This is a genomic window from Cypionkella sp. (assembly GCF_030652235.1).
GTDB lineage: Bacteria > Pseudomonadota > Alphaproteobacteria > Rhodobacterales > Rhodobacteraceae > Cypionkella.
The window spans coordinates 1-23,515 of sequence record NZ_JAUSBA010000065.1 but is presented as its reverse complement, the minus strand read 5'-3'; the positions used below and the strand labels follow the sequence as shown (position 1 = coordinate 23,515).

General features: G+C 61.9%; 18 protein-coding genes and 6 pseudogenes. 15 read left to right on the top strand and 9 right to left on the bottom strand.

Annotated features, from left to right (window positions below; genetic code table 11):
- The first annotated feature begins 480 nt into the window (after positions 1-480).
- Positions 481-1,386: a 23S rRNA (adenine(1618)-N(6))-methyltransferase RlmF gene (gene rlmF / locus Q7V03_RS21005; RefSeq protein ID WP_304927529.1), complete on the top strand. Its 906-nt coding sequence runs from the start codon at positions 481-483 to the stop codon at positions 1,384-1,386.
- A 361-nt stretch (positions 1,387-1,747) separates the two neighbouring features.
- On the opposite strand, the pseudogene Q7V03_RS21000 reads toward rlmF, so the two are convergent.
- From Q7V03_RS21000 to Q7V03_RS20985, 4 genes and pseudogenes are all read right to left on the bottom strand, one after another.
- Positions 1,748-2,039: pseudogene (locus Q7V03_RS21000) on the bottom strand (ATP-binding protein); the annotation flags it as partial.
- A pseudogene (locus Q7V03_RS20995) lies at positions 2,031-2,252 on the bottom strand (IS5/IS1182 family transposase); the annotation flags it as partial. The pseudogenes Q7V03_RS21000 and Q7V03_RS20995, both read right to left, overlap by 9 nt.
- A 374-nt stretch (positions 2,253-2,626) precedes the next feature.
- Positions 2,627-3,982 carry a histidine kinase dimerization/phospho-acceptor domain-containing protein gene (locus Q7V03_RS20990; protein WP_304927528.1) on the bottom strand — a complete coding sequence of 452 codons (1,356 nt, stop codon included), beginning with the start codon at positions 3,980-3,982 and terminating at the stop codon, positions 2,627-2,629.
- Entirely contained in the window at positions 3,979-4,638 is a 660-nt protein-coding gene (locus Q7V03_RS20985; RefSeq protein ID WP_304927527.1) for a response regulator transcription factor, read from the bottom strand. Before Q7V03_RS20985 ends, Q7V03_RS20990 begins: the two co-directional genes overlap by 4 nt.
- 142 nt (positions 4,639-4,780) lie before the next feature.
- Between Q7V03_RS20985 and Q7V03_RS20980 the strand changes: the two genes are divergently transcribed.
- The 8 genes from Q7V03_RS20980 to Q7V03_RS20945 all read left to right on the top strand — a co-directional run bounded on the left by Q7V03_RS20980 (position 4,781) and on the right by Q7V03_RS20945 (position 12,465).
- Positions 4,781-5,053: a PepSY domain-containing protein gene (locus Q7V03_RS20980; RefSeq protein ID WP_304927526.1), complete on the top strand. Its 273-nt coding sequence runs from the start codon at positions 4,781-4,783 to the stop codon at positions 5,051-5,053.
- Between the two features lie 134 nt (positions 5,054-5,187).
- Complete coding sequence (locus Q7V03_RS20975) at positions 5,188-5,523, top strand: hypothetical protein (RefSeq protein WP_304927525.1); 336 nt, start codon at positions 5,188-5,190, stop codon at positions 5,521-5,523.
- A gap of 47 nt (positions 5,524-5,570) precedes the next feature.
- Positions 5,571-6,041, top strand: coding sequence for a DUF2271 domain-containing protein (locus Q7V03_RS20970; protein WP_304927524.1), 471 nt, complete (start codon positions 5,571-5,573; stop codon positions 6,039-6,041).
- Positions 6,042-6,055: 14 nt separating this feature from the next.
- Positions 6,056-8,260 (top strand): PepSY domain-containing protein, encoded by a 2,205-nt coding sequence (locus Q7V03_RS20965; protein WP_304927541.1) that lies wholly within the window; start codon positions 6,056-6,058, stop codon positions 8,258-8,260.
- Positions 8,241-9,236: an FAD:protein FMN transferase gene (locus Q7V03_RS20960; protein ID WP_304927523.1), complete on the top strand. Its 996-nt coding sequence runs from the start codon at positions 8,241-8,243 to the stop codon at positions 9,234-9,236. Before Q7V03_RS20965 ends, Q7V03_RS20960 begins: the two co-directional genes overlap by 20 nt.
- A gap of 26 nt (positions 9,237-9,262) precedes the next feature.
- Positions 9,263-11,119, top strand: a complete 1,857-nt coding sequence (locus Q7V03_RS20955; RefSeq protein ID WP_304927540.1) for a heavy metal translocating P-type ATPase — start codon at positions 9,263-9,265, stop codon at positions 11,117-11,119.
- Positions 11,120-11,136: 17 nt separating this feature from the next.
- Positions 11,137-11,835 carry a VIT family protein gene (locus tag Q7V03_RS20950; RefSeq protein ID WP_304927522.1) on the top strand — a complete coding sequence of 233 codons (699 nt, stop codon included), beginning with the start codon at positions 11,137-11,139 and terminating at the stop codon, positions 11,833-11,835.
- A gap of 117 nt (positions 11,836-11,952) precedes the next feature.
- Positions 11,953-12,465 (top strand): cytochrome b, encoded by a 513-nt coding sequence (locus Q7V03_RS20945; RefSeq protein WP_304927521.1) that lies wholly within the window; start codon positions 11,953-11,955, stop codon positions 12,463-12,465.
- Positions 12,466-12,519: 54 nt separating this feature from the next.
- On the opposite strand, the gene Q7V03_RS20940 is transcribed toward Q7V03_RS20945, so the two are convergent.
- On the bottom strand, positions 12,520-13,752 hold the full coding sequence (locus Q7V03_RS20940; protein WP_304927520.1) for a DUF4010 domain-containing protein: 1,233 nt from the start codon (positions 13,750-13,752) through the stop codon (positions 12,520-12,522).
- A gap of 242 nt (positions 13,753-13,994) precedes the next feature.
- On the opposite strand from Q7V03_RS20940, the gene Q7V03_RS20935 reads away from it, so the two are divergent.
- From Q7V03_RS20935 to Q7V03_RS20915, 5 genes and pseudogenes are all read left to right on the top strand, one after another.
- Entirely contained in the window at positions 13,995-14,609 is a 615-nt protein-coding gene (locus Q7V03_RS20935; protein WP_304927519.1) for a hypothetical protein, read from the top strand.
- A gap of 69 nt (positions 14,610-14,678) precedes the next feature.
- Complete coding sequence (locus Q7V03_RS20930) at positions 14,679-15,137, top strand: hypothetical protein (protein ID WP_304927518.1); 459 nt, start codon at positions 14,679-14,681, stop codon at positions 15,135-15,137.
- A gap of 46 nt (positions 15,138-15,183) precedes the next feature.
- Positions 15,184-15,491 (top strand): annotated as a pseudogene (locus Q7V03_RS20925) (hypothetical protein); the annotation flags it as partial.
- 80 nt (positions 15,492-15,571) lie between these two features.
- Positions 15,572-15,982 carry an MbcA/ParS/Xre antitoxin family protein gene (locus tag Q7V03_RS20920; protein ID WP_304927517.1) on the top strand — a complete coding sequence of 137 codons (411 nt, stop codon included), beginning with the start codon at positions 15,572-15,574 and terminating at the stop codon, positions 15,980-15,982.
- Entirely contained in the window at positions 15,979-16,671 is a 693-nt protein-coding gene (locus Q7V03_RS20915) for an RES family NAD+ phosphorylase (RefSeq protein ID WP_370651182.1), read from the top strand. The genes Q7V03_RS20920 and Q7V03_RS20915 overlap by 4 nt, the downstream gene beginning before the upstream one ends.
- A 1-nt stretch (position 16,672) precedes the next feature.
- On the opposite strand, the pseudogene Q7V03_RS20910 reads toward Q7V03_RS20915, so the two are convergent.
- Both Q7V03_RS20910 and Q7V03_RS20905 read right to left on the bottom strand, forming a co-directional pair.
- Positions 16,673-21,389 (bottom strand): annotated as a pseudogene (locus Q7V03_RS20910) (RecQ family ATP-dependent DNA helicase); the annotation flags it as partial.
- 256 nt (positions 21,390-21,645) lie between these two features.
- Positions 21,646-22,104, bottom strand: a pseudogene (locus tag Q7V03_RS20905) (DUF3489 domain-containing protein); the annotation flags it as partial.
- 80 nt (positions 22,105-22,184) lie between these two features.
- On the opposite strand from Q7V03_RS20905, the pseudogene Q7V03_RS20900 reads away from it, so the two are divergent.
- Positions 22,185-23,009, top strand: a pseudogene (locus Q7V03_RS20900) (IS5 family transposase).
- Here Q7V03_RS20900 and Q7V03_RS20895 read toward each other — a convergent pair.
- Both Q7V03_RS20895 and Q7V03_RS20890 read right to left on the bottom strand, forming a co-directional pair.
- On the bottom strand, positions 22,984-23,121 hold the full coding sequence (locus Q7V03_RS20895) for a hypothetical protein (RefSeq protein ID WP_304927543.1): 138 nt from the start codon (positions 23,119-23,121) through the stop codon (positions 22,984-22,986). The pseudogene Q7V03_RS20900 and the gene Q7V03_RS20895 sit on opposite strands and share 26 nt — an antisense overlap.
- A 12-nt stretch (positions 23,122-23,133) precedes the next feature.
- Positions 23,134-23,358 (bottom strand): hypothetical protein, encoded by a 225-nt coding sequence (locus Q7V03_RS20890; RefSeq protein WP_304927516.1) that lies wholly within the window; start codon positions 23,356-23,358, stop codon positions 23,134-23,136.
- Positions 23,359-23,515: the final 157 nt, after the last annotated feature.

The following is a 23,515-nucleotide window of genomic DNA, read 5'->3' as shown; positions in this document are numbered from 1 at the left end:
CTCTCGTGAGGCCTTTAAATATTGATGGGAGCCTGCATTAACCACAACGAGAAATGCTCCGAGGGTAAGATGTCGTCGCGATCCGGGTTCCACCGTGACTTGCGTCCGCATGCGGCAGGTGCCCGGCACCTTGCGCGCCGTTCAACGCACCGGGGCAAGCGAGTCAATTGGATAAGGCCCGAGGTCGCGGGTTCCGTGTCATCGCTTGGTGCTACGGCAAGCGAAGCCGTCCGAGGAAACCTGCGCCGCAGAGCTGCCTCTGCTGCAAGGCACTCCCGTGCTATAGGCGCCACATCCCCACCTGACCGCGAAATGCTGCACCGTTTTTCGAGCGGCAGCTTTGGCAGGCAACGCCTCGCAACACTATCGAGGCCAACCGGCAGCTTTGGGCCGTTCATGTATTCCTTAGGCAGCTAGGAAGCTCTAAGCTTGATACCTTGTCGGGCAGGTTGCCTAGACCAATAGGCTAGAAGGTTTCCCATGGCTGTCAAACTCATGTTGCACCCCCGCAACCAACACCGAGAGGGGTATGACTTTGAACGCCTAATCGTGAAATCTCCCGAACTGGAGGCATTCATGACAAGAAACCCGCGCGGTCAGATGACGATCAATTTTCAGGACGTGGACGCGGTCCGTATGCTCAATCGAGCGCTCTTGATGACCCACTATGAGATTGATTTCTGGGATATTCCTGCCACGTACCTCTGCCCCCCGATCCCGGGGCGTGTTGATTATATTCACTACTTGGCGGATCTGCTTGCCGAAAGTAATGACCAAGAGATCCCGCATGGGTCCGATATCAAGGCGCTGGACATCGGGACGGGTGCGAGCCTTGTGTATCCGCTGACGGGTCAGCATGAATATGGTTGGGACTTCACAGGCGTTGATATCGATCCGGTCTCGATCAAATCAGCACGGCAGATCTGCGAACGAAACAGGCTGAATATAGAGCTCAGACGTCAGAACAACGCGGTGGATATTTTCGAAGGCGTTGTCGGCCCGGATGATATTTTCCATGTCACCCTCTGCAATCCCCCGTTTCATGCGTCGCTTGCGCAGGCGCAAGAGGGCACGCTGCGCAAGTGGCGAAATCTTGGTAAGGGCCACTCTGCTGAACTTAATTTTGGCGGCCAGAATGCCGAGCTCTGGTGCCCAGGTGGTGAAATCGGCTTCATCGCCCGAATGATCGAGCAGAGCATGAATTTTGCCGAACAGTGCCTGTGGTTCACCTGCTTGGTGTCCAAGAAAGACAGCCTCAAGCCACTCTCCAGATTGCTGAAGGAAGCGAAGGTTGTCGAATTCAAGGTTGTCGAAATGGCGCAAGGCCAGAAGACCAGTCGGTTTATTGCTTGGACTTACTATCCAGAACGGCAGAGATCACTCTAGTCTGATCAGGTTCAGCAACAGGCCAACGCGCAGACACTTATCAGCTTAAAATGCGGCGTTCCATGATGAGCGAACGCTTTAGGGAACGCCGCGCCGCAGCGGCGGCACCCTCTCGAGCGGCGGCAATGGGGCGTAAGTGTCGATTGGCTAACCCGTATGTAAAAGCACTGCACGGCGTTGTCGCCACCTCAAAACGCCACCGAATGGCGTCTCCGGGCTCATACCTGGCAGGCTGCCAGAGCGCGCGCTGTGGGGTCATCGCATCAACTTCGCCCCCGGGGTGATTAAAATGGCTAGGCGGGCGTCTGGCAGCCTCGCCATGACTGTCAATCAGCGTTGAATATTGAACAGGTAACAGCGTTCAATATTGATCAGTTTGGGCGCTGACTTTCTTGCGCTGTTTGAAGCGCCAGGAGTCATTTTCGGTTTCGAGAATGTCGCAGTGGTGGGTGATGCGGTCGAGGAGCGCGGTGGTCATCTTGGCATCCATTGCCCGGCAGGCGTTTGCTTGTAAACGCCGAGAGGGGCCGAAGACCGTGCCCCATTCGGCGAAGCTGTTATTGGTTGTGATGATGAGTGATGTTTTTTTCGTAGAGTTGGCTGATGAGGTGGAACAATAGGGCACCGCCAGAGGCTGGGAATGGCAGATATCCGTAAATGAACAGCTTGAGCAGAACCGCCGGATGGTAACCGGGCCACCCTGTCCGCGCCGGGGCTGCGCGCCCGAACACAAGGCCCGGCAGATCGAGTTCACCAACGAAGAGATAAACGAAGCGGACCAGGCTGTCCTCGCCGATCCAGTCCTCCAGACGGTCCGGGAAAAGCACCATCTGACCCCGGTCCACACCCTCGATGAAACCCGCCATCCCCATCTCCCGCTGGCCTGCCAAAATCAACCACAGAAAGTAGTTTCCACACAGCCTCGGCCCATTGCTGCCGTTCGCCACGTCTGAATGCCGTAAATCGGCATTCCCCAAAACGGACATTCGGTGTCTAGACTGCCCAATCCAGCGGCGCTGGCCAAAAGCAGGATTGGAGATCCCTGAGCTACCGTGTATCGCGTATCGCGTGGAAGATAATCTATACGCGCTCCGCCCACCAAGCCTGTTAGACACAGGTAAGCGCTTTGCGGGGCTCTCAGAGATATCTAAAGCCACGCCCATTGCCGGGGGCCGAGACGATTATCGCTGCCCATAATTTGCCGTCGTCTGCGACCATGACGGCCTTGCACGGTCTGGGATCAGTCCACTTGATGGGACTGACGGGCACCAGCACCTGAAAGGTTGATCGTCGCCTCAAACCACGACGCTTGCCCCGCGATTGGCGCGGTCAGCATAAGGGGGCAGTCGGCCCGGTCAGCGATGGTGCGAACGATGGTCAATCCCAGACCGCTGCCATCGCCGGCACCTGTCCCCCGTTCAAAACGGGAGGTGAGTTTGGCCAGTGTTTCGGGTGCAATCGTCGGAGCTTCGTTGGCGACCGTCAGAACACCTTGCGCCGTCAGTCCGATCCTAACGGCACTGCCTGCCACTCCATGTTTCAGCGCGTTTTCGATCAGGTTACGACACAGGATGCCGAAGATGTCCGGGTCGATATCGGACAGCACGGGCGTTCCGGGGAGAGCAAGCTTAAGTCGGTCTGCCCCCGTCGACCTTGCGAACTCGTCCACCACAAGACCAAGGACGGGGCGCAGATCCCTGAGTTCGTAGCCCCGCAGGCGCCCGCCCTCGGCGCGGGCAAGCTGCATCATCTTTTCCGACACCCGGATCAAGCGCTTTAGCGCCGTCTCGATCTCGGCCCCGCGCCGGGCGGCCTCGGGATCCTTCGTTTCAGTTTGCAGGCGCTGTGCCTGCGCGATGGCGCCCGCGACCGGGGTGCGCAATTCATGCGCCGCGTTGGCCGCGAAACTGCGTTCCGCCTCAAAGGCGGCGCTGAGGCGGGCAAGAAGCTGGTTTACGGCCGCGGCTATTGGGGCAACCTCGCTGGGCAGTCTGGTCTCGGGCAGCGCGGAAAGATCACGCGGCCCGCGAAGCGCCAAAGCATCGCGCAGCCGCCGCACGGGTGCAAAGCTCAGGCGCACGGCTGCAAGGATCGCTGCAAGGCTGAGCGGAATGACGACCAGCAAAGGCAGGCCAAGGCCAAGCTGCATATCGCGCGCGATCGTGGCGCGGTGGTCCAGCGGTTCGGCCACCGCGATGGTGATGGTTCCTTGCAAAGCCGCGTCGAAGTAAAGCCTGTGCGTTGCGGTCTGCCGGAAACCTAGGCCGTCGAAGGGCGGAAATACAGATGTGTCAGCAGCATGCGACGTCAGCAGAAGCCGTCCCATGGAATCCCGCACGACGTAGGTGAAGAACTCCTCTTCGTCCCGCAGGGGTGCTATCTGTTGTTCGACGCCCTCTTCATCCCGGTTGACAATGTCGCGGACAGCCAGTGGCAAGATCCGCTGGGCAGTCTCTTGCAACGTGGAATCAAAGACTTCGTCCATTTCGTGGCGCAGCAGGGTCGCGGTGAGGGTTGCAGCGCCTGCCCATAGCAGGGTGACGCACAGGCCGATGACCAGTGCGAGACGGGCCTGAAGTGATCTCGGCATCCTCATGCCGACCCAAGCCGATAGCCAAGGCCGCGTTCGGTTTCGATCACCCAATGGCCCAGTTTCTTGCGCAAGCGGCTGACATGCACCTCGATCGTGTTGCTGTCAATTTCGGTGTCGAAGGAATATAGCCGCTCCTCCAGTTGCGCCTTGGACAAAAGCTGCTGTGGGCGCTGGAGAAATGCTTCGAACAATACCCATTCCTTGGCCGTCAGCGGAACCGCGCGGCCATTGGCGCGCACGCTGCGTGCGGCAAGATCGACCTCCAGAGTCCCGAGCGTGACAATCGGGTTGGGGTTTCCGGCATAGCGCCGCGCCACGGACCCGATCCGCGCCGAGAGTTCGGCAAGATCGAACGGCTTCACCAGATAGTCATCCGCCCCGGCATTCAGTCCGTCGATCCGGTCAGAAATCTGATCAAGCGCGGTCAGGATGATCACCGGTGTAACGTTGCCCTGCAGCCTCAGACTTCGCAGGAAGGGAATCCCCCGTCCGTCTGGCAGCATGAGGTCCAGCAGCACAAGGTCATAACTCGCGACGGCAAGGTGATCGCGCGCGTTTTCCAGCCGCATGACCCAGTCGACCGAGTGGCCATCCGCCGCGATCTGGTCGCGCACGGCGGCCCCCAAGACCATGTCATCTTCGATCAGCAGGATGCGCATTCAGTGTCGTCCGATCTTTTGCGGTCATGCTGTGTGACCGGGCCACCTGACATCAAGCTGAAGTATGCCATCCGCAGGCTTCAGGCCGCCGTCAGCTTCGGGGCGCAAGTCGCATTGATTGATGCTGCACGGAGTATGACGAATGCGGACGTCGCTGACCATTCTGATTGTTATGACAGCCCTCGGGGTCGCCAGTGCTGCCCAGGCCGACGAGGCCTGCACTGTGGCTATGGCGGACTGGCAGCCACGCGCGGCGGTGCAGCAGATGGCAGAGGCGCAGGGATGGACAGTCCGGCGCATCAAAATCGACGATGGTTGTTACGAAATCAAGGCTTCCGACGCGCAAGGCCGCGCGATTGAGGTCAAGGTCGATCCTTCCACGCTGGCGATCTTGGAACTCGAATTCGAAGACTGACGCCAAGTGAATTGGACAGCTAGTCCAGCCCGCGTTTTCTGACGGCAACCTGACGCGAAAATCGCCCGTCCGTCAGAAAGCGATCAGTTGAGGGTGCGAAACATCCAGACATCAACGCAACATCAGGAGCCATCATGAAGACCACCATTGCCCTACTGGCCGCTACCACCGCGCTTGGCGCGATCATGGCGATCCCGGCCATCGCTGCGATCCGCACCGCTGAATCAAGTGAATCGGGCAGCCCGCGTAGCGCTTTTTTAACATCCGCCGACACCATGCAGGATGGAATGGTCCTGCTTGCTAGCGGCGATGACGAGGATGACGACGAAGGGGACGGTTGCGATGATGACGAGGGCGACAGTGCAGGCGCCTGCGCCGCAGAGTCGAACCCCGCCCCGGCGGGCACAGTTGCGCCGCCCGCAAATGGCTTGTTCGGCAACGGGGCTGCGCCCCAGGTTCAAGTGAATTGACGCACTGCAGCCCGCTGCTTGCACCGACCCTCAACTGGAGATCAAAGATGAAAACCCTGTTTGCCGCCCTAGCCCTGACCACCGCCCTGATTGCGCCCGGCATGGCGCTGGCACGCCCCGTGACCGTGACGACGACGCTCAACGCCTATGGCGGCAATGGCGCGTATCTCGCGTTTTATGTGACCGACGCGCAGGGTGCCTATAAGGGCAGCCTGTGGATGGCGGGCGGCAAGTCGAAATACTACGAGCATCTCAGCGACTGGTATCGCGCCACCGGCGGAAATACCGCCGAAATCAACGGCATCACCGGCGCGAGTGTTGGCGCGGGGCGCGCGTTGTCGATCACGCTGGATCTGGCCGATGCGCTGTTTGATGCGGGCTACGTCCTGCACGTCGATGCCGCCGTCGAGGACATGCGCAACAGCCCGTCCGAGATTGCCGTGCCGCTCACCACCGCCGGTGCCGGGCAGACCCATCCGGGCAAACGCTACATCGCCTCGCTTGCCTACGATATGTGAAGGGGCAATCTGTGATTATCCGCTCGCTGCACCGCTGGCCCGGCCTGATTGCCGCTCTGTTGCTTGTCCTGCTTGGCCTGTCGGGAGCCGCCCTGTCGGTCTTTCCGGCGATCGAGGCCGTTGGCGCGCCGATTCAGTCAGAGCCTGCGCTGAGCGTGGCAGACCTCGCCTCGCGGATTAAGGCGGTCTATCCGGGGGTCGAACAAATTCACCGCGCGCCCTCGGGGCGGATCACCGCGTTCTGGTTTGACGCGGGCACGCCGGGCGGGGCGGTGATTGACCCGACAACGGGCAAAGGCGTGGGAAGTGCAGATGTCCCGCCGCTGCAACGGTGGCTGACAACCCTGCACCGCTCGCTGTTTCTGGACGACACCGGGCGGATGGTGGCGGCGGTCGGGGCGGCGGCCATGCTGTTGCTCGCACTGACTGGCGCTGCATTGGTTTTGCGGCGGACGGGTGGCTGGCGACATGTGCTGTCGCCGCTGAAAGGGCCGCTGGCCGGACGCGTGCATGTCGAGATTGCGCGCTTTGCCGTGCTGGGGCTTGCCCTGTCGTCGTGCACGGCGTTGTGGATGACCGCCTCGACCTTCGGCTTGCTGCCCGAGGGCGCGGGCCCGCCGCCCCTTCCAGAAGTCAGTGGGCTGGGTGGTTTCGATCTGGCACAGATGCAGGCTCTTCAGAATACGCCAGTCACCGCGTTGCGCGACCTGACTTTCCCCTATCCAAACGACCTGACCGATGCCTTCACGCTAAAGACTGATTCAGGTCAAGGCTTTGTCGATCAGGGCACGGGTAAGCTTGTGGCATGGAGCAACCTATCGGCATGGGACCGGATGACGGAAACGATCTACATGCTGCACACGGGTCGGGGGGCGGCGGTTCTTGGCCTGATCCTTGGGCTGATGGCGCTTGGCGTGCCAGTCATGGCGGGCACGGGCACGCTGATGTGGGTCGCGGGTCCACGGTCACGGCCACGGTTGCGAAATAATGCCAGCGCGGCTCAGGCTGATACGATCCTGCTGGTCGGCAGTGAGGGTGGCAGCACCTGGGGCTTTGCGGCAACGTTGCACGCCGCGCTGACAGCGGCGGGTGGACGCGTGCATACTGCACCGATGTCGGCCTTCTCTCCCGATCATTACCATCGCGCTGCCCGTATCGTGGTGTTTGCCGCAACTTATGGAAACGGCATCGCCCCGGCCTCGGCCAAAGGTTTTCTGGACCGGCTGGCCACTCTGCCCGCGTTGCCCATCCCGCTCACTGTTCTGGGCTTTGGCGACCGCAGCTTTCCTGCCTATTGCGGCTATGCACAAGACGTCGCTGCGGCTGCCGAGGCGCGCGGCTGGCCTCCCCTTTTGCCCTTCGACAGCGTGGATCGTCAGTCGCCGCAGGATTTTGCGCGCTGGGGCCGGGCCTTTGGCGCGATGATCGCGGTTGCGCTGGAACTGAACCACGAGCCTGTCACGCCCCGGACCGAGGCGCTGACGCTGATCTCGCGTCGTGACTATGGGGTAGAGGTACAGGCCCCGACAGCGATCCTGCGGTTTGCATTGCCAGTCGCACCGCTCTGGCGTCGCGTAACCGGGCTTGGCGCCCTGCAGTTTGCGGCGGGCGATCTGCTGGGGATCGTGCCCAAAGGTTCACAGGTGCCGCGCTTTTATTCGCTGGCCTCGGCGACGGGCGACGGGTTTGTCGAGATTTGCGTGCGCAAGCAACCGGATGGATTGTCCTCGGGGCAGCTTTTTGCCCTAGTGCCCGGTGAGACTATAGGGGCTTTTGTCCGTCGTAATCCAAGCTTCCGGCCGGCACGCGGTCGGGCTCCGGTGATCCTGATCGGGGCCGGAACCGGCATTGGCCCTCTGGCGGGTTTCCTGCGGGCGAACCGCAGGCATCGGCCGATGCATCTATGGTTCGGCGCGCGGCATCCCGACAGTGACATGCTTTATGGCGACGATCTGGCGGCCTGGGCTGCGGATGGTCGTCTGGAAACACTAACGACTGCCTACTCGCGCACCGCCACACATTGCCATGTGCAGGATGCCCTGCGCCGCGATGGTGCGCGCGTGGCCCAACTTGTCGCCAGTGGCGCCCAAATTCTCGTCTGCGGCGGTCGAGGCATGGCGGCGGGTGTGTCCGAGGCACTGGCCGATATCCTTGCCCCGCTGGGTCTGACGCCTGCGCGGCTGAAAGCAGAGGGACGCTATGCCGAAGACGTTTACTGATCTTGCGCGCCATGCGCTGCACGGTCCGACCATGGGCACGCGCTGGTCCGCCCTGTTCCACATGCCGCCGCAGTTTGATGAAAAACCCGTCGCGGCCGCCATGGCAGCGGCGATGGCCGAAGTTGATGGGCAGATGTCCACTTGGAAACCGGAAAGCGATCTGATGCGCCTGAATGCTGCGGCAACCGAGGCTTGGGTCGATGTGCCCGCGCGATTGCTGGTGGTGCTGGACGCGGCACTGAAGGTCGGGCGCGCCTCTGGCGGGGCGTTTGACATCGGGGTTGGCGATGCAGTCCGTGCTTGGGGCTTTGGTCCGGCCGCAGCGAATGAAGCTGCCATTCGCGCCGCGCTGAGCCGCACGAGACCCCCGGCACATCAGGTGTTGGAGCTTGACTTGGGCTTGGGACGCGTGCGCAAACATGCACCTCTGAAACTGGACCTGTCCGGCATCGCTAAAGGCTACGGTGTGGATCGGCTGGCAGAGGTTGCACTCGGGTTCGGCATCCCGTCCGCGCTGACCGCCATCGACGGCGAGTTGCGCGCAACCGGTCTGCAACCGGACGGCACGGCTTGGACCGTCGCGGTTGAGCGCCCGGACCATGCGGCACGTGCACCGCACGCAATCATGGAACTACACGACGCGGCAATTGCCACTTCCGGTGACTACCGGCACTGGGTGACGATCGGCGATCGGCGGTTGGCGCACACCATGGACCCGGCGCGGGGCGGGCCTTTGGCCGTTTCCCCCGCCTCGGTCACGGTGGTGGCCGCGAGTTGCATGATGGCTGATGCTTGGGCCACGGCGATGATGGTGAGTGGCAGCGTGGAGGGCGCGGATTTGGCGCGGAAACACGATCTGGATGCCCTTTTCATTGAGCGGGATGGCAATGACCTTCGCGAAACAAGGGTGGGGCGGCTGTTTGAGCCACGCACAAAGCCTAGCCGCTTGGTTTCGCCAGAGAGGTGCGCGAATTGAACCCGTTGCTGCATGATCGCTTGAACATGGCCCTGCTGGTAGTGGCCGTGCTTTGTCTGCTAGCCGGTCTTGCGCTGACGCTGACCGAGCGAGCCGACCTTGCCATGATCGTTTGGGCGGCAGGCGTCGTTCCAGTCCTTGCCGCCCTTGTCGTCGAGATCCTTCGCAGCCTTTGGAAGGGCGAAGTCGGGCTCGACATCGTGGCCGCGCTGTCGATGTCGGCGGCGCTGCTGTTCGGCGAGACGCTGGCCGCGGCTGTAGTCGCGCTGATGTATTCGGGCGGCACATTCCTTGAAAGCTTTGCCGAGGGCCGCGCCCGACGCGAAATGAGCGACCTGTTGTCGCGCGTGCCGCGGACGGCCACACGCCACCAAGACGGCGGGCTTGAAGAGGTCCCTCTGCAAGAGATCAATCCAGACGACCTTCTGCTGATCCGGCAAGGCGATGTCGCACCCGTGGATGGCACAGTTCAAGGCGATCGGGCGATGCTGGACCAGTCGGCGCTGACGGGCGAGTCGATGCCAGTCCGGCTGGACCGGGGGCAAGAAGTCATGAGCGGGTCAACCAACGCGGGCGAGGCTTTCGATCTGCGGGTCACAAGGGCTGCGGCAGACAGCACCTATGCTGGCATCGTCCGGCTGGTCGAGGCGGCGCAAGCCTCCAAGGCGCCGATGGCGCGGCTGGCAGACCGTTATTCCCTAGTATTCCTCGCTGTCACTGTCGCGCTTGCGACGGCTGCATGGTGGTTCACCGGCGATCCAATCCGCGCGGTGGCTGTTCTGGTGGTTGCAACGCCGTGCCCGCTTATCCTTGCGGTGCCGGTCGCACTGGTGGCCGGTTTGTCGCGGGCCGCGCATTTCGGAGTGTTGATCAAGGGGTCGAAACCGCTTGAGGCGCTGGCGCAGATCAAAACGCTAATCCTCGACAAGACCGGCACGTTGACCGACGGGCGGCCACAGATTGTGTCCATCGAGACGCATGGCGTCCTTTCCAAGGACGAGATCCTGTATTTCGCCGCGGCCCTTGATCAGGCATCGAAACATCCGATCGCGCAGGCCATCGTCGCGGCGGCCCGTGCCGATGGTGCGGCTCTGCCGATCCCTGAAAACGTGGTCGAAACACCGGGCGAGGGCGTGGCCGGGATCATCATCGGCCGCCATGTTGTTGTCGGCGGTGCAGCTTTCGTCGCAGCAACGGCTGGAACCGCGCACTTTGACAAAGCCATCGTTGCTGCAGGTTCGGTCGTGGTGTCGCTTGCGGTGGACGGTACGCTGATGGGCCATATCATCATGGCCGATGCATTGCGGTCGGGGACGGCGGATTTTCTTGCCGGTCTGCGGCATCTTGGTATAACCCGCATCATTCTGGCCACTGGCGACCGCCGCGCCGTGGCCGATGCGGTCACCGAGGGACTGGGGCTTGATGACGTTCGCGCTGAGATGACACCCGACCAGAAAGTCCAGCTGGTTCTGACCGAGCGCAAGACTGGCCCGGTGATGATGGTCGGCGACGGTGTGAACGATGCCCCCGCCCTTGCCGCCGCTGACATTGGCGTTGCTATGGGCGCGAGGGGTGCGGCGGCGTCCGCCGAGGCGGCGGATGTTGTTTTGCTGGTCGATCACCTAAACCGGCTGTTGCCGGGGATCGAGGTGGCCCAAAAGTCGCGCCGGATCGCACTACAGAGCGTCGCCGCAGGCATCGGCCTGTCGATCCTTGGCATGATTGCCGCCGCTTTGGGGTATTTGACCCCCGTGCAGGGCGCGCTTGTGCAAGAAGTAATTGATGTAGCGGTCATCCTGAACGCGCTCAGGGCGCTCAGGATCGTGCCGGACCACGTTGGTCAGCGCGCGACTGGCCTTGAAGCCCAGACAGCCGCGCTATAATCCCGAAGGACACTGAAATGAGCAGATTGACACACGCAGAAATTCACATGGTTCATCGCATCGGCTGGCTGCGCGCCGCCGTGCTGGGGGCGAATGATGGTCTTGTCTCGACCGCCAGTCTGGTTGTCGGCGTGGCCGCCGCAGGGTCCGGGCGGCCCGAAATCCTGATCGCCGGGCTGGCCGGGCTGGTGGCGGGTGCCATGTCGATGGCGGCGGGTGAGTATGTCTCGGTCAGCTCGCAGACCGATGCAGAACAGGCCGATCTTGCGCGCGAGACCAAGGAACTGAAAGACACCCCCGCGGCGGAGCTTGAAGAACTGACCCGCATCTATGTCGGGCGCGGGCTGGATGATGGATTGGCCCGACAGGTCGCAGTCCAGCTTACCCAGAAAGACGCGCTCGGGGCACATGCGCGGGACGAACTTGGCATCTCGGAGACGGTCACCGCCCGACCGATCCAGGCAGCGGTGGTCTCGGCGATGACCTTTGCGGCCGGTGCCGTCCTCCCGCTGATTGTGGCGTCGGTGGCACCCGCAGCGCAGATATCTGTGATTGTCGCGGGCACGACCCTTGTCGGATTGATGGCGCTTGGCGGCCTCGGGGCCTCGGCCGGAGGGGCGGGCATCGTGAAGGGTGCCGTTCGCGTAACGGTCTGGGGCGCGCTTGCCTTGGCCGCGACAGCCTTGGTCGGCATGGTCTTTGGCGTCGCGGCATGAATGCTGCTCAGCCCCTCGTCCCGCGAAATCCGGCCCCAACACACCATCGACTGATGTCGATCAATGCGATCCATCCCACTTCATGCAACGCCGCAACCTGATGCAAAGGAACCTGACATGACCATGACAAGAGACCAAATCGATGGCGTCCGAGGCTATACGATCTATCAGATCGGCCTTCACTGGTTGATCGCGGCGCTTGTCTTCATGCAACTCATTTTCGGTGAAAGCATGACCGAGGCCATCGACGCCGTCGAGGAAGCTAAGCCGGTTTCCGCGCTGACCGGCAACCTCGCAGGGATGCATTACTACTTCGGCATCGCCATTCTTGCGCTGGTCGCGGTACGGCTGGCCCTGCGGCTGAAGAACGGCGCTCCGCCACCCCCGACAGAAATAAGTCGAGCCATCGAACTGGCAGGCAGTGTTTCCCACTGGCTGTTTTACGCATTGCTTGTCGTGGTGCCTGTCACGGGTTTGCTCGGGTACTATTATGGCGATCCCTATGGTGAGTGGCACTCCTATGCCAAGCCCGTGTTCATCGGCCTGATCGCGCTGCATATCGCGGCTTCGCTGTATCACCAGTTCTGGCGCAAAGACGGCCTGCTGATGCGCATGCTGAAGCCAAAGTAAGGCGACCCGAACATAGGGTCGGTATCTGCGCAGTCTGCCGTTCGACCTCTCCGGTCAGTTCCACAGTAGTGCTGAAAACGTGCCGACCCAAGCCGCCAACGCAACAAGGACCAGACCAGGCACAACCCGAAGTGCAAATGCCCATCCGCCACTGATCGCGGCCATGATGATCTTGGTCAGCGTGTTCGAGGTCAGGCCCGCGAGTATCGGCACGACGGCATCCTGTGGCGTGACTTTTCCCGAAGCGACAAGCGTCGCCACCGATATAGCCGCCGCGTGGGTGTCGACCAGTCCTGCAACTACGGCCGCGAGCAGCACGCCCGCGCCGCCGAACCGCTCTTGCAGACCCGCCGAGATGACAAGGATCAGCGCAAGGATCGAACCGAAGGCAAGCGCCGCCTTCAGGCTAAAGACGCCGCCGGTTTGCGCCGCATCATTTCCCGCATTGCGCGCGGCCAAAAGCGTAAAGGCCGCCCCATAGGCCGCAGCAGTGCCCCCCGCCAAAAGCAAGGGCCCCGACATTCTGAACAGGGTGGGCATGCTGGTGGCCGCAACGACCAGTGCCAACTGGACAATCGTGGCGAGGGTCGACAACACTGCACCCGCGACACAAGCAGCCAAAAGGTCTTTGAATTTCTTGGCCCGCGATCCCATCGCACCGATCGTAGCTGTGCTGGAGATGAAGCCCGAAATGGCCCCTGCGAGCGGCAATCCAAACCGGGCACCGAACAATCGGACCGCGACATAGCCCGCTGCGCTGATGGCCATGACCAGCACGATCACAATCCAGATCGAGTGTGGATTGAGTGCCAGATAAGGACCCATCTGGCGGTTCGGCACCAAAGGCAAAACGACAAGTGTCGCTGCGGCAAAGATCAGCGCGTCATCCAGTTCGTCTTTCGAGATTACGCTGATGACAAGGTTGTGCAGCCAGGCCTTCGTGTACAAAAGCACAGTCACCGTTACTGCAATTGCTGCGGCCGTCTGTGGCGCTTGCATGCATAGGCCCCCCAGCAGGGCCGTCAGGACGAGAACGATCTCTGTGGTCAATCCCGGGTCCTGATCCTGGGCGCGCCAATAAGCAACCGCAGCCATCGCAGCAACGCACGCAGTCAGGACGGCAAGCAACACAACCCCACCCAGGCTGAATGCAACGGCACCCGCAATCGAGGTGATCGTAAACGTTCGAATGCCTGCAGGAGACCGCGCCGGGCCTTCGCCCTTGCGCCGCTCCCTCTCCGCGCCGATCAGTGCGCCAACGGCGACTGCGCTGACGAGATTCAGCATGGACGGGTTCAGGATCAGCGCATTTTCCATGAAACTCGACGTGGCCTTTGTCCAAGATCAATTATCTACACCTCGCAAGATGTATTTGTATTGATGTGGATCATCTACACTTCGCCACCGTGATCGGGCCAGTTCTAAGGGCGAAGACCGCGTGTGAAGAACGGAAACCTGCATCAACTCAAGCCCTTCGTTTTGGAGCGAAACTCGACTCAAAACTATACAGGAAGACAAGAGTGAACGGCATGCCGCTCAAGACGATGAGCATGATCGCCGTCATGGCCAGGTTGAACGGCGTGATTGTCCATGTCATCATGATTTCACGGGTTCTCTATGGGCTGGCGGCCCAAGGAAATCTTGCCAAGGACCTCGCGCAACTGAACACCAGAACCGGCACGCCGCTGCTCGCGACAGCGCTCGGCATCGTCGCCATTCTGGTGCTGGCCCTTGCGGTACCATTGTCTGGGCTGGCTGACCTGACCGCCCGTTTTACCCTCGTGGTTTTTGCGATCATCAATACCACCCTGATCCGCATCAAGTCTCGCGAGGAATTAGCGCCGCTGCATCTTCCAGAGAGCTGTTGCAACCTTAGGGAGAGATTGGAATCGGTAATGGATCTCTGGGAAGCCCGCATTCACAATAGACTGTGGGAAATTGACCGCCTTGGCAAAGCACTGTTTCGCACCGAGAGTATCCTCATAGGCCTGAAACCGCAGAAGGCATTGACCGAAGAGATGCTCATCGTCATTTCTTGTCGACCGCGCATCGGGGTCGGGCAGTTTCCTCGCGCTATCTCCGGCATCCATCATGTTGATCATCCTTATCACCCACAAGAGGCCAGAAACCGATCACGTGATTGAGCTCAAAAAATGAACCCCATTCGGAAGGCAAGAAACCTATGCGGCTGATCCAATTTAGAAAGACACTCAATGCATGATTACGTTCAAAAAGCTATGCAGACCTGTGCCCCGGGGGATCAGTTCCTGCACTGTGTGCTGGGCCTGACCAGTGAGATGGCTGAAGTACACTACGCCACCACCGAAGCGGGCCAGCGCGAAGAGCTGGGCGACCTGATGTGGTACGTCGCCATCGGCGCGGATTATGTGGGGTTCACCCTTCACGAACTGATCGACGCCACCACCGAGGATCCCCGCAATGGTCTGTTCATGATCGGCCAGCTGGCCAACCTTATGAAGCGTCAGATCTTCTACGGCAAAGCCCCAGACTTGCGGGAGGTGGCGGAGCTGCTGAGCGCAATCGCCCGGGGGATCCGAGAGGACTGTGTTGAGATCGGTCACGCCTTCGATGAAATCCTCGCTGAAAACATTGCCAAGTTGACGAGGCGTTATCCTGAAAAATTCACTCAGGATCTTGCCGTTAACCGTTGATTTCGATGCAGTTGTCGCCACACCGCTCAAACAGCGGTGCGGCATGATGCCCGACGTCGTGCCACACTGCGTGCTGCTCACGACCAAGCGCAATCAGCATGGCGAGCAATCCACCACGGTGGTGGTCGGAATCCAGCGCGTGCTGCGCCGCAGGCGCTGGCGTAGTGTCGAGGTTCTGGCCTGCCCGGTCACTTGGCGACCGCATCCTGAGCAGATCGCATCCGCCCGGCGCGGCTATGACGATTGGTGGCAGGCGCTGGACTGGGTCCGGGATGGGTTGATCGCGGGCGGAATCCTGGGGGAGATGGACCTGACGTAAAGTTGGCGATGCCGAAGGTCCGACCGTGGCGCTGAGTGGACTTTGCGTCTACCCCGGAAGTCACATCTTGCCAAATGGCATATTATCTCTATATTGATGTCATAGAGGAAACGCCATGCAATTTGCCACGATCCAGCCCACCGTCTGTCGGCCCGACCTTCCCGCCATCACGGACGAGGAGGCCGCAGCCCTTGCACGAACCACGGTCAACCTATTCCGCTCTTGGCAGCTCAGCGACATCGAAGCCCGGAGCCTGCTGGGCGACATGGCGCAGCGGACATGGGCGCGCTGGAAAGAAGGCGGGATCGGCCGGATCGACCGTGATCTGCGCGCTCGGATGGCCATTCTCATGGGGATCCACAAAGCCTTGCGCTACCTCTTCACCGAACCGGCGCGCGGCTATGCGTGGATCAGAAAGCCGAATGCTGCTTTTGCCGATCAAAGCGCGCTCAGCGTGATGATGCGGGGCGAGATCACCGATCTGATCGACCTGCGCTCTTATCTGGACGCAGAGCGCAGCGCATGACAATAGTGCCAGTGCGCCGGGTGATCTGGCCGCGCAGCGTCCGGATCATCCGCTCGATTTATCCACCAATCGACCTTTTCGAAGACATTGCTGACCCGGCGGATTGGGAGGCGCTGGCCTCGGCCGAGGCCAAGTTCAATCCGCGCACGCGCGACAGCATCGGCGATCTGGCCAAAGTGCCGGTGGCGCGGCGCGTCACGGGGAACGGCGCCAGTTGGGTCATGGCGCCCTTTGTGCACTGCTCGCCGTTGCGGCCAGGGCGGTTTACCGATGGGACATTCGGGCTGTATTACGCAGGCGATAGCGCCGAGGTGGCGATCGCCGAAACCATCCATCACCACACCAGGACCATGATGGCCACCGCAGAAGAGCCGGGCTGGACCTCGCAGTTCCGCGAGTTGATCGGCTCGGTCGACGCAGATTTCGATGACGTGACCGGCCGGGATGATCTCCTGCACCCCGACGACTATGCCGCCTCGCAGGTCTTTGGCACCGAACGGCGCGCAGCTGGTGGAAACGGCATCTTCTGGCCCAGCGTCCGCTTTACTGGCGGCAATTGCATCGCGGCGTTTTGGCCCGATGTAGTGCCGATCCCGAGCCAAGGGGCGCATTTCACGTACCACTGGAACGGAAGCGCCGTCGATTATGTGAAGAAACTGGATACCGGCGAGATCATGCAAGTGACCTGAGCGGCACATAGCGCAGGCGGGCGCGCGGAAGGGAAGCGGTGTCGGGGGTGACGCGGCGGGAAAGGACCGCATCGTCTTGGCGGACAAAGGCATGGGGGCCGTCGGTCAGGACGGTCAGGGTCGAGCGCGCGCGTGTCATGGCGACATAGAACAGGCGGCGCGGGGCGTCGACATCCTCACCGCGCGACGGGCGATCCCAGCCGCCGTTCAGGATGGCGACGTGGTCGAACTCCTGCCCCTTGGCGCGGTGGGCGGTCACTAGCAGCAGTCCCCGCTGTTCGCCCCGCACATCCCGTGCCCATTCGCCGAACCATTGGACGATGTCGGGGACCGTGGCGGCCTTTTCGACCAATTCGCGTGCAAAGGTGCCAATGCCCTCGCCTATCAGGTCGGTCCAGCGCGACTGTGGCTGGGCGTTCAGGATGGCGACCAGATCGGGGATGGTTAACAGTCTGGTCCGATCCGCCAGAAGGGCGCGGACAAAGCCCTGCATCTCGCGCATTCGCCAGAGATTGAGCGGCTTCTCATTCGCCATGTCGATAGCGATACCCAAGCTTTCGGCATAGGCGCGCACGGGTTCCAGCCGCCGCCAGTCGCGGGCGATTACGGCGCAGCGACGCAAGGACCAATCCGGGTCTAGCCTAGACAAACGCACCAATTCGTCCAGTGCAGCCACCGCCTGCGCAGCATGGCCCCCCGCATCCAGAAGGCTGACCCGCCCTTGCGCCACCGGGTCCAGCGCAGCCCAGTCGCCACCCGGCGCAACCTTAGCGCGGGCGCGGTTCACCGTGATGTCGTGGCCCGCCTTCATGCGCTGGGCCGCTGGAGCAATCACGGCGTTTGCCGCCGCGATGATATGGGCGGTGGAGCGGTAGTTTTCCGTCAGCCAGACAGGTTTGGCGGTATAATCCGCTTCGAACTGGCGGATGAAGTCGATACTGGCCCCGGCAAAGGCATAGATGTTCTGGTCATCATCGCCCACGGCAAACAGGCTGATGCGCAGATCATCCTCCAGCGAACGGCCTGCCACCGCGCCGATCAGGGCGTATTCCTCCGGGCCGATGTCCTGATATTCATCCACCAACAGCCAGCGAAAGCCCTGGATCAGCGTTTCGCGCAGCGCTTCGGCCTCGGGTTTTGACAACCCGTCACCGCGCAACAGAGCTACCGCCTGCATCACGATGCCGTCGAAATCGCGCGGCCCGTCGGCGTCACCTGCAAAGCTCGTCCCCATCAGCCGCATCGCCAGCGCATGGCAGGTGGAGACCGTCACCCCCGCCGCGTCATCCCCGATCAGGCGGCGCAGGCGTTCGCGGATCTCGGCGGCGGCGTGGCGGTTGTAGGTCAGCACCAGAATGCCGCGCGGGTCTTCGCGTTTCACACGGATTAGGTAAGCGATGCGATGTACCAGCACCCGCGTCTTGCCCGACCCCGGCCCGGCCAGCACCAGAACGTTGGTCTGTTCGCGGTCATCGCGGACAATCTCGGCCTGCACCGGATTGTCCAGCGCATCGACAATCGTGCGCCATGAAGTACCGGTGGTCTGCCGCCGGATTTCCGTGCCGCGCCCCGGCAGCCAGCGGCGCAGAAAGGCGTCGCGGTCCAGCACGAAGTAATCTTCAGACAGGCGCTGGGCCTGATCCATCGCCTCCATCCCCTTTTCAGCATAGGCGGCCATCACATGGGTCTGGATCGTCGTCTCGCCGTAGTGCTCTTCCAGCGGGGCGAAGTGCTGCACGGTAAAGGGGCCGCCCTTGGGGTTCAGATGCACCGTGATTGCCGGGCGGAAGACCGTCAGGCCCCGGCCCAGAGTGGCAACCTGCTGTTCGTGCAGCCACAAAAGCGCGCGGTCCATCAGGCGGGTCATATCCTTGACCTCGGCCCGCAGAAGGGCGTCACCGTTCAGCGCATCCAGCATCGCGCCAAGGGTGGTTTCGACCTGAATGTCCTTGCCACGCGTGCCCTTGGCAACCTTACCCGTCAAATGGGCCAGAAGCGCCTGCGCCCCCTGCCGCCGCAGCTCCGCGGTGCGGGCGACAACGGGCCAAGACCGCTCCAGCCGCACAAAGATCGTGTTCCGGCTGATCTTCCGCAGAGTCAGGTTGCCGCGCCCACCATCCTGATCGCGCCCGTCCTGCGCCATGCCGCGCAGGATGGTTTCCACCAGATCGGGCCGCACCTGAGGATGGCCCTTGTCGCGCAACGCCTGACAGGTTTCGGTCAAGTTCAAGGGGTGCGCCTCGGCGCCTTCGGCGTCTGGCACCGCCTCTTGCATCATTGCGATCAGGTCGGCTTCCATCCTTGCCGCATGGTCCAGCCGGCGGACCGAGGCATCCTCGACCCCCAGATGAACATAAACAATGATGGCCGTGTCGTTGCTGGCGATCCCCAGCACCTGAAGATCGGCAAAGGCCCGGTGCAACTCGCGCCCAGACAATCCGCAGGCGCCGGTCAAGTCATCCGTCGAAACCCCGGCATCGATAGGCGCGTTCATCACATGGTGCACAAGGTCCATCAGTTGGGTGCGCCTGACCCCAGTGATCTGTGCCCGTTCGAGGATGGCCGCCGCCTCATCAACCGAACGGATGCGCAGCGACGAGGGGAATACCTGCACCCGGTTTTCCTCGCGACTGAGAAGCGTGGCCTCCTCCAGCCAGGCGACGGCGGTCTTCACGCGGGTGTCTTCGGTGGTCTTGTCGCGCTCGAACTCCTGATCCTTTTCTTCGCGCACGATCTCGCCGGGGGTGGCGACCACCTCGCCAGATTTGTGCTTTTCCATGCGCCGCAGCGCTTTCAGGATCGCACCGATCTCATGCTTTGCCAGACGAGACCGGGCCGAGAGCGAGAATTGCCGCTCCACATCCTCGGGGCTGAACAGCAGCACACAACTGGCGGGCGCGCGGTCGCGCCCGGCACGGCCTGCCTCTTGCAGGTAATTCTCCAACGACCCCGGAATATCGCCATGCACAACCAAACGGATATCGGGCTTGTCGATGCCCATGCCAAAGGCATTGGTCGCGGCGATCACCCGCAACTGACCGGTGCGAAACGCCTCTTGCACATCGCGCTTGCGATCAGGGGGCAGACCCGCGTGGAAGAAATCAGCCGCCAGCCCCTGCCCCTTCAGGAACTCGGCCACCTTTTCCGTCGTGCTGCGTGTGGCGCAATAGACCACTGCGCCTGAGGCCCCTTCGGGCGGCAGGTTCGCTTCGATTGCAGACAGGATATCGGTCAGCTTGGTCGCCTTCTGTGTGGGCAGCACGGCGAAAGATAGGTTGGTGCGTACGGCACCACCATCCAGCAGCATGAGGTCCACTCCCAGGCGGGTCTGGAAGTGGTCGCGGATGTCGCGCACCACCTCGGGCTTGGCTGTGGCGGTCAGGCACAGGACAGGCGCTGGGCTGTCACCGGAGAACTCCTTTATGAAGCGGCTGACGTAGCGGTAATCGGGCCGGAAATCATGGCCCCATTTGCTGACGCAATGCGCCTCGTCCAGTACCCAGAGCCCGACCTCACGCTGTTGCAGCACCGTGCGGATCGATGGCGAGCGCAATTGTTCTGGCGAGACCAGCAGCATCGCCCATCCGCACCTTTTCCAGCGAGTCATGTCGTTCCGGCAGCGACATCATGCCGTTGACAGTGACGGCGCTGGAGATTCCCGCCCGCGCCAGCCCCTGCACCTGATCGGCCATCAGCGCGACCAGCGGCGAGATCACCACAGTCAACGCCCCCGTCTTGTCGAACCGCGACAGCGCCGGGATCTGGTAGCAGACCGATTTGCCCGTGCCAGTCGGCAGAATGCCCAGCACGGATTTGCCCCCCATCGCCTCCGCCACGATCCGCTCCTGCAAGGGGCGGCCCATCTCATCGACGGGTTGCGTTCGGAAGGCTGGAAAGCCAAACCAGCGTTCCAGCGCTGCATTCGGGTTGTTATTCTCTGCGCACCAAGCACAACCGGGATCGCCGCAATTGGTGTCGCGCAGATGCCGCACGATCCGCCCCGCCTGCGGAAACTGCAGCCGCACCCAAGGCGGCATGACTGAATCCCCGCCAGCAACCGAAATCCACGACAGCGCATAGGCCATCGGCCAGCCATTGCGCGGATCGGACAGGCGGCCCAGCGTCTGCTCCAGACGATGGTTGCAGGCGCGGCCATCCAGCAGGCGACGGATGGCCGCGTGGGCTGCTGCCTCATCAGGCGAGGGGCCACGAAGGCATTGGAACAGCGCATCGAACCCCGCCGAGGCTTCGCCCCGCGCTGTCAGGTGGTGATAGGCAAGCGCCTCATCTGGCGCCTCTTGCGCCAGCCGAGTGAAAGCCGCGATCTGATCCGCCAGCACCTGCAGCGCCAGCCGCGCATCCTGTTCGGGGTCATTCACATGCCCGACCTGCAGCCGCCCGTCCTGATAATGCTTGACCAAATGGTGGTAAGGATTGCGCGGAAAGGCCAAGGGGTTCAGCCAGAGCGTATCAATCGGGGCCGCCCCCAACCCCGCCAGCCGCGCCCGGTTGGCAACCAGATGCGGCAGGTCATGGCGCAGGATGTTGTGGCCCACCAGATGCGCCGCCCCATCGCAGAACGCCTCCAGCCGATCCAGCGCGGGGTCTAGTGCAGTCCCTTTGTGAACCAATACCCGCTCTTCCCGGACTGCGGCAAAGGCGAACAGCCGCGCAGATTTCAGATCGACCTCCAGATCAATCGAGACGCAGTGCGTCAGAAGATGGGCAGGGTCAAAGGTCAAACGTCAGCCATCCGAATTCCAAAGGCCAGCAAAGGCTTCCAAGCCATTGATAACCTTGTCACCGGGATTCGATAGCCTTAGATTTCAGCCGCGAGTTGGTTTTCGGTGTTGATAGGCTCTTCCTGCCGCCCTACCGAAATGCGACCGCTTCGAAATGCAGACTGCTTTCTCAGGCTGTGTTTGCAAGCATGACCAACTATCCACGGCACAGGCTGGATCGCTAAACACTAGGCTAGGCTGGTTGGCCGATGTGATACACCCTGCTCCGAGCCTCTTCTTTTGCAGAAACCACGACCAACCCCAACTTCTTGCCCAGCGTGCCCGACATTGCACCACGAGCGTTATGCGACTGCCACCCCGTCGCGGCAATGATCTCCTGCAACGTCGCACCCTCAGCCCGCTGCAGCATAGCGATCAGCAGTGCCTGCTTTGTGCCGATTCGCAGCGTCGGGTGTTTCACCTCGGGCTGGGCGCAGGGACCGCCATGGCTCGCCACACTTGTCTTCACTACCAACGGCTGGATCCCGATGGCAAGCAACCCGGCGTCGGTGACCACCAGCGTGGTGCCATGGCCATCGCCCGTTTCGCGCCAGAGCGGTTCGCCGTGCCGCAGATTGGCGTCGACCTCTTGCAGCCAGCCGTGTTCGATCAACTTGGTGACGGCCATCTTCGCCGCCGCCCCGCCCCGGCCTTAGTGTCTGATCCGAAACTAGTTAAGTGAATTCAGTCCTTTGTGATTCTGTTCGGTTGTGACACTGAACGGAGATCACGATGGCCTGGACCGAACTCACCCGCCCGCACTATGTCCGCAGCGGGGGCAGATACGCAAGTGACATGACGCATAAGGAATGGGCGCTGATTGCGCCGTTCCTGCCCGCGCCCAAGCGCGTCGGCCGACCCCGGACGACAGAACTGCGTGACGTTTTTGATGCAATTCTCTACCTCGCGACGACGGGTTGCCAGTGGCGGATGCTGCCCAATGACTTTCCGCCGGTCTCGACGGTTCGGCGCTATTTCTATGATTGGCGCAGCAGCGGCCTCTTGCGTGAAATCAACCGCGATCTTGTTGCCATGGCGCGTCAGGGGGTGGAACGCGCAGCCTGCCCAACGGCGGGTGTGATTGACAGTCAAAGCGTGAAAACCACTGAAAGTGGAGGGGTTTGCGGCTATGACGCGGGGAAACGGACCAAGGGCCGCAAGCGCCATATCGTCACCGACACGGTTGGATTGTTGGTCGGGGTTGCCGTTCATGGGGCCGATGTTCAGGATCGAGATGGTGCCCCGGACGTGCTGAAATCCATCGCCGGGACATACCCGTTGCGGCACCATATATTCGCCGACGGCGGCTACGCGGGGCCAAAACTGCGCGGGGCATTGGAGAAGATCGGGCGCTGGACCATTCAGATCGTCAAACGCTCCGACGCAGTGCGGGGCTTTGAAGTCATTCCCCGAAGATGGGTGGTCGAGCGCACATTCGCATAGCTCGGACGCTGCCGTCGGATGGCGAAGGACTGGGAGAAAACCATCGTTAGCGCCGAAGCATGGCTGCTCATCGCCCACATCCGCCGCGTCACCCGCCTGCTGGCAAGGTCATGACATCACACAGATAGTTTCGAATCAGTCCCTTAGGCAGCGGCAAGGCAATGTTGTCGGGGCGCTGGGCTCCGGCGGTGAGTATGATGGTCTGGGTTTCTGTCAGCTTGGTCATGGCGGGATTCCTCTATTTGTCGTTCGTTGCAAGGAAGGCGGCGATGCGCGACAGGAGATCGCTGTGACCGTCGGCATCCGTGCCGATGACCACATCACCATCGTCGTTCGGCTCCAAATCGGCGATTTCGCGCAGCAGGGCGATGGCGTCATCGCAGGCGGCGAGGCGGTCGGCCTCCCAAGCGGCTGTGAGGGCATCCTGTTCGATCTGGTGGCGCTGGGCCGGATCAAGCGGCATGTTCGCCCTCCTTGAACGCGGCGTCGGTGATATGGCGCAGGAGGCTCGCGTAGTGGTTCAGAGTGCCGACATCGCCCCAGTTGATCTTGTCGGGGGGTGTCTAGAAGTGGTCGTCGCTCAAGGCCTTCAGGCGCTCCAGCATCGTGTCGATCTGGAA

Excerpts from the sequence above, each read along its gene's own strand:
- rlmF (WP_304927529.1), top strand. The coding sequence starts at position 481 with ATGGCTGTCAAACTCATGTTGCACCCCCGCAACCAACACCGAGAGGGG.
- Q7V03_RS20990 (WP_304927528.1), bottom strand. The coding sequence starts at position 3,982 with ATGAGGATGCCGAGATCACTTCAGGCCCGTCTCGCACTGGTCATCGGC.
- Q7V03_RS20985 (WP_304927527.1), bottom strand. The coding sequence starts at position 4,638 with ATGCGCATCCTGCTGATCGAAGATGACATGGTCTTGGGGGCCGCCGTG.
- Q7V03_RS20980 (WP_304927526.1), top strand. The coding sequence starts at position 4,781 with ATGCGGACGTCGCTGACCATTCTGATTGTTATGACAGCCCTCGGGGTC.
- Q7V03_RS20975 (WP_304927525.1), top strand. The coding sequence starts at position 5,188 with ATGAAGACCACCATTGCCCTACTGGCCGCTACCACCGCGCTTGGCGCG.
- Q7V03_RS20970 (WP_304927524.1), top strand. The coding sequence starts at position 5,571 with ATGAAAACCCTGTTTGCCGCCCTAGCCCTGACCACCGCCCTGATTGCG.
- Q7V03_RS20960 (WP_304927523.1), top strand. The coding sequence starts at position 8,241 with ATGCCGAAGACGTTTACTGATCTTGCGCGCCATGCGCTGCACGGTCCG.
- Q7V03_RS20955 (WP_304927540.1), top strand. The coding sequence starts at position 9,263 with ATGGCCCTGCTGGTAGTGGCCGTGCTTTGTCTGCTAGCCGGTCTTGCG.
- Q7V03_RS20950 (WP_304927522.1), top strand. The coding sequence starts at position 11,137 with ATGAGCAGATTGACACACGCAGAAATTCACATGGTTCATCGCATCGGC.
- Q7V03_RS20945 (WP_304927521.1), top strand. The coding sequence starts at position 11,953 with ATGACCATGACAAGAGACCAAATCGATGGCGTCCGAGGCTATACGATC.
- Q7V03_RS20940 (WP_304927520.1), bottom strand. The coding sequence starts at position 13,752 with ATGCTGAATCTCGTCAGCGCAGTCGCCGTTGGCGCACTGATCGGCGCG.
- Q7V03_RS20935 (WP_304927519.1), top strand. The coding sequence starts at position 13,995 with ATGCCGCTCAAGACGATGAGCATGATCGCCGTCATGGCCAGGTTGAAC.
- Q7V03_RS20930 (WP_304927518.1), top strand. The coding sequence starts at position 14,679 with ATGCATGATTACGTTCAAAAAGCTATGCAGACCTGTGCCCCGGGGGAT.
- Q7V03_RS20920 (WP_304927517.1), top strand. The coding sequence starts at position 15,572 with ATGCAATTTGCCACGATCCAGCCCACCGTCTGTCGGCCCGACCTTCCC.
- Q7V03_RS20915 (WP_370651182.1), top strand. The coding sequence starts at position 15,979 with ATGACAATAGTGCCAGTGCGCCGGGTGATCTGGCCGCGCAGCGTCCGG.
- Q7V03_RS20895 (WP_304927543.1), bottom strand. The coding sequence starts at position 23,121 with ATGACCAAGCTGACAGAAACCCAGACCATCATACTCACCGCCGGAGCC.
- Q7V03_RS20890 (WP_304927516.1), bottom strand. The coding sequence starts at position 23,358 with ATGCCGCTTGATCCGGCCCAGCGCCACCAGATCGAACAGGATGCCCTC.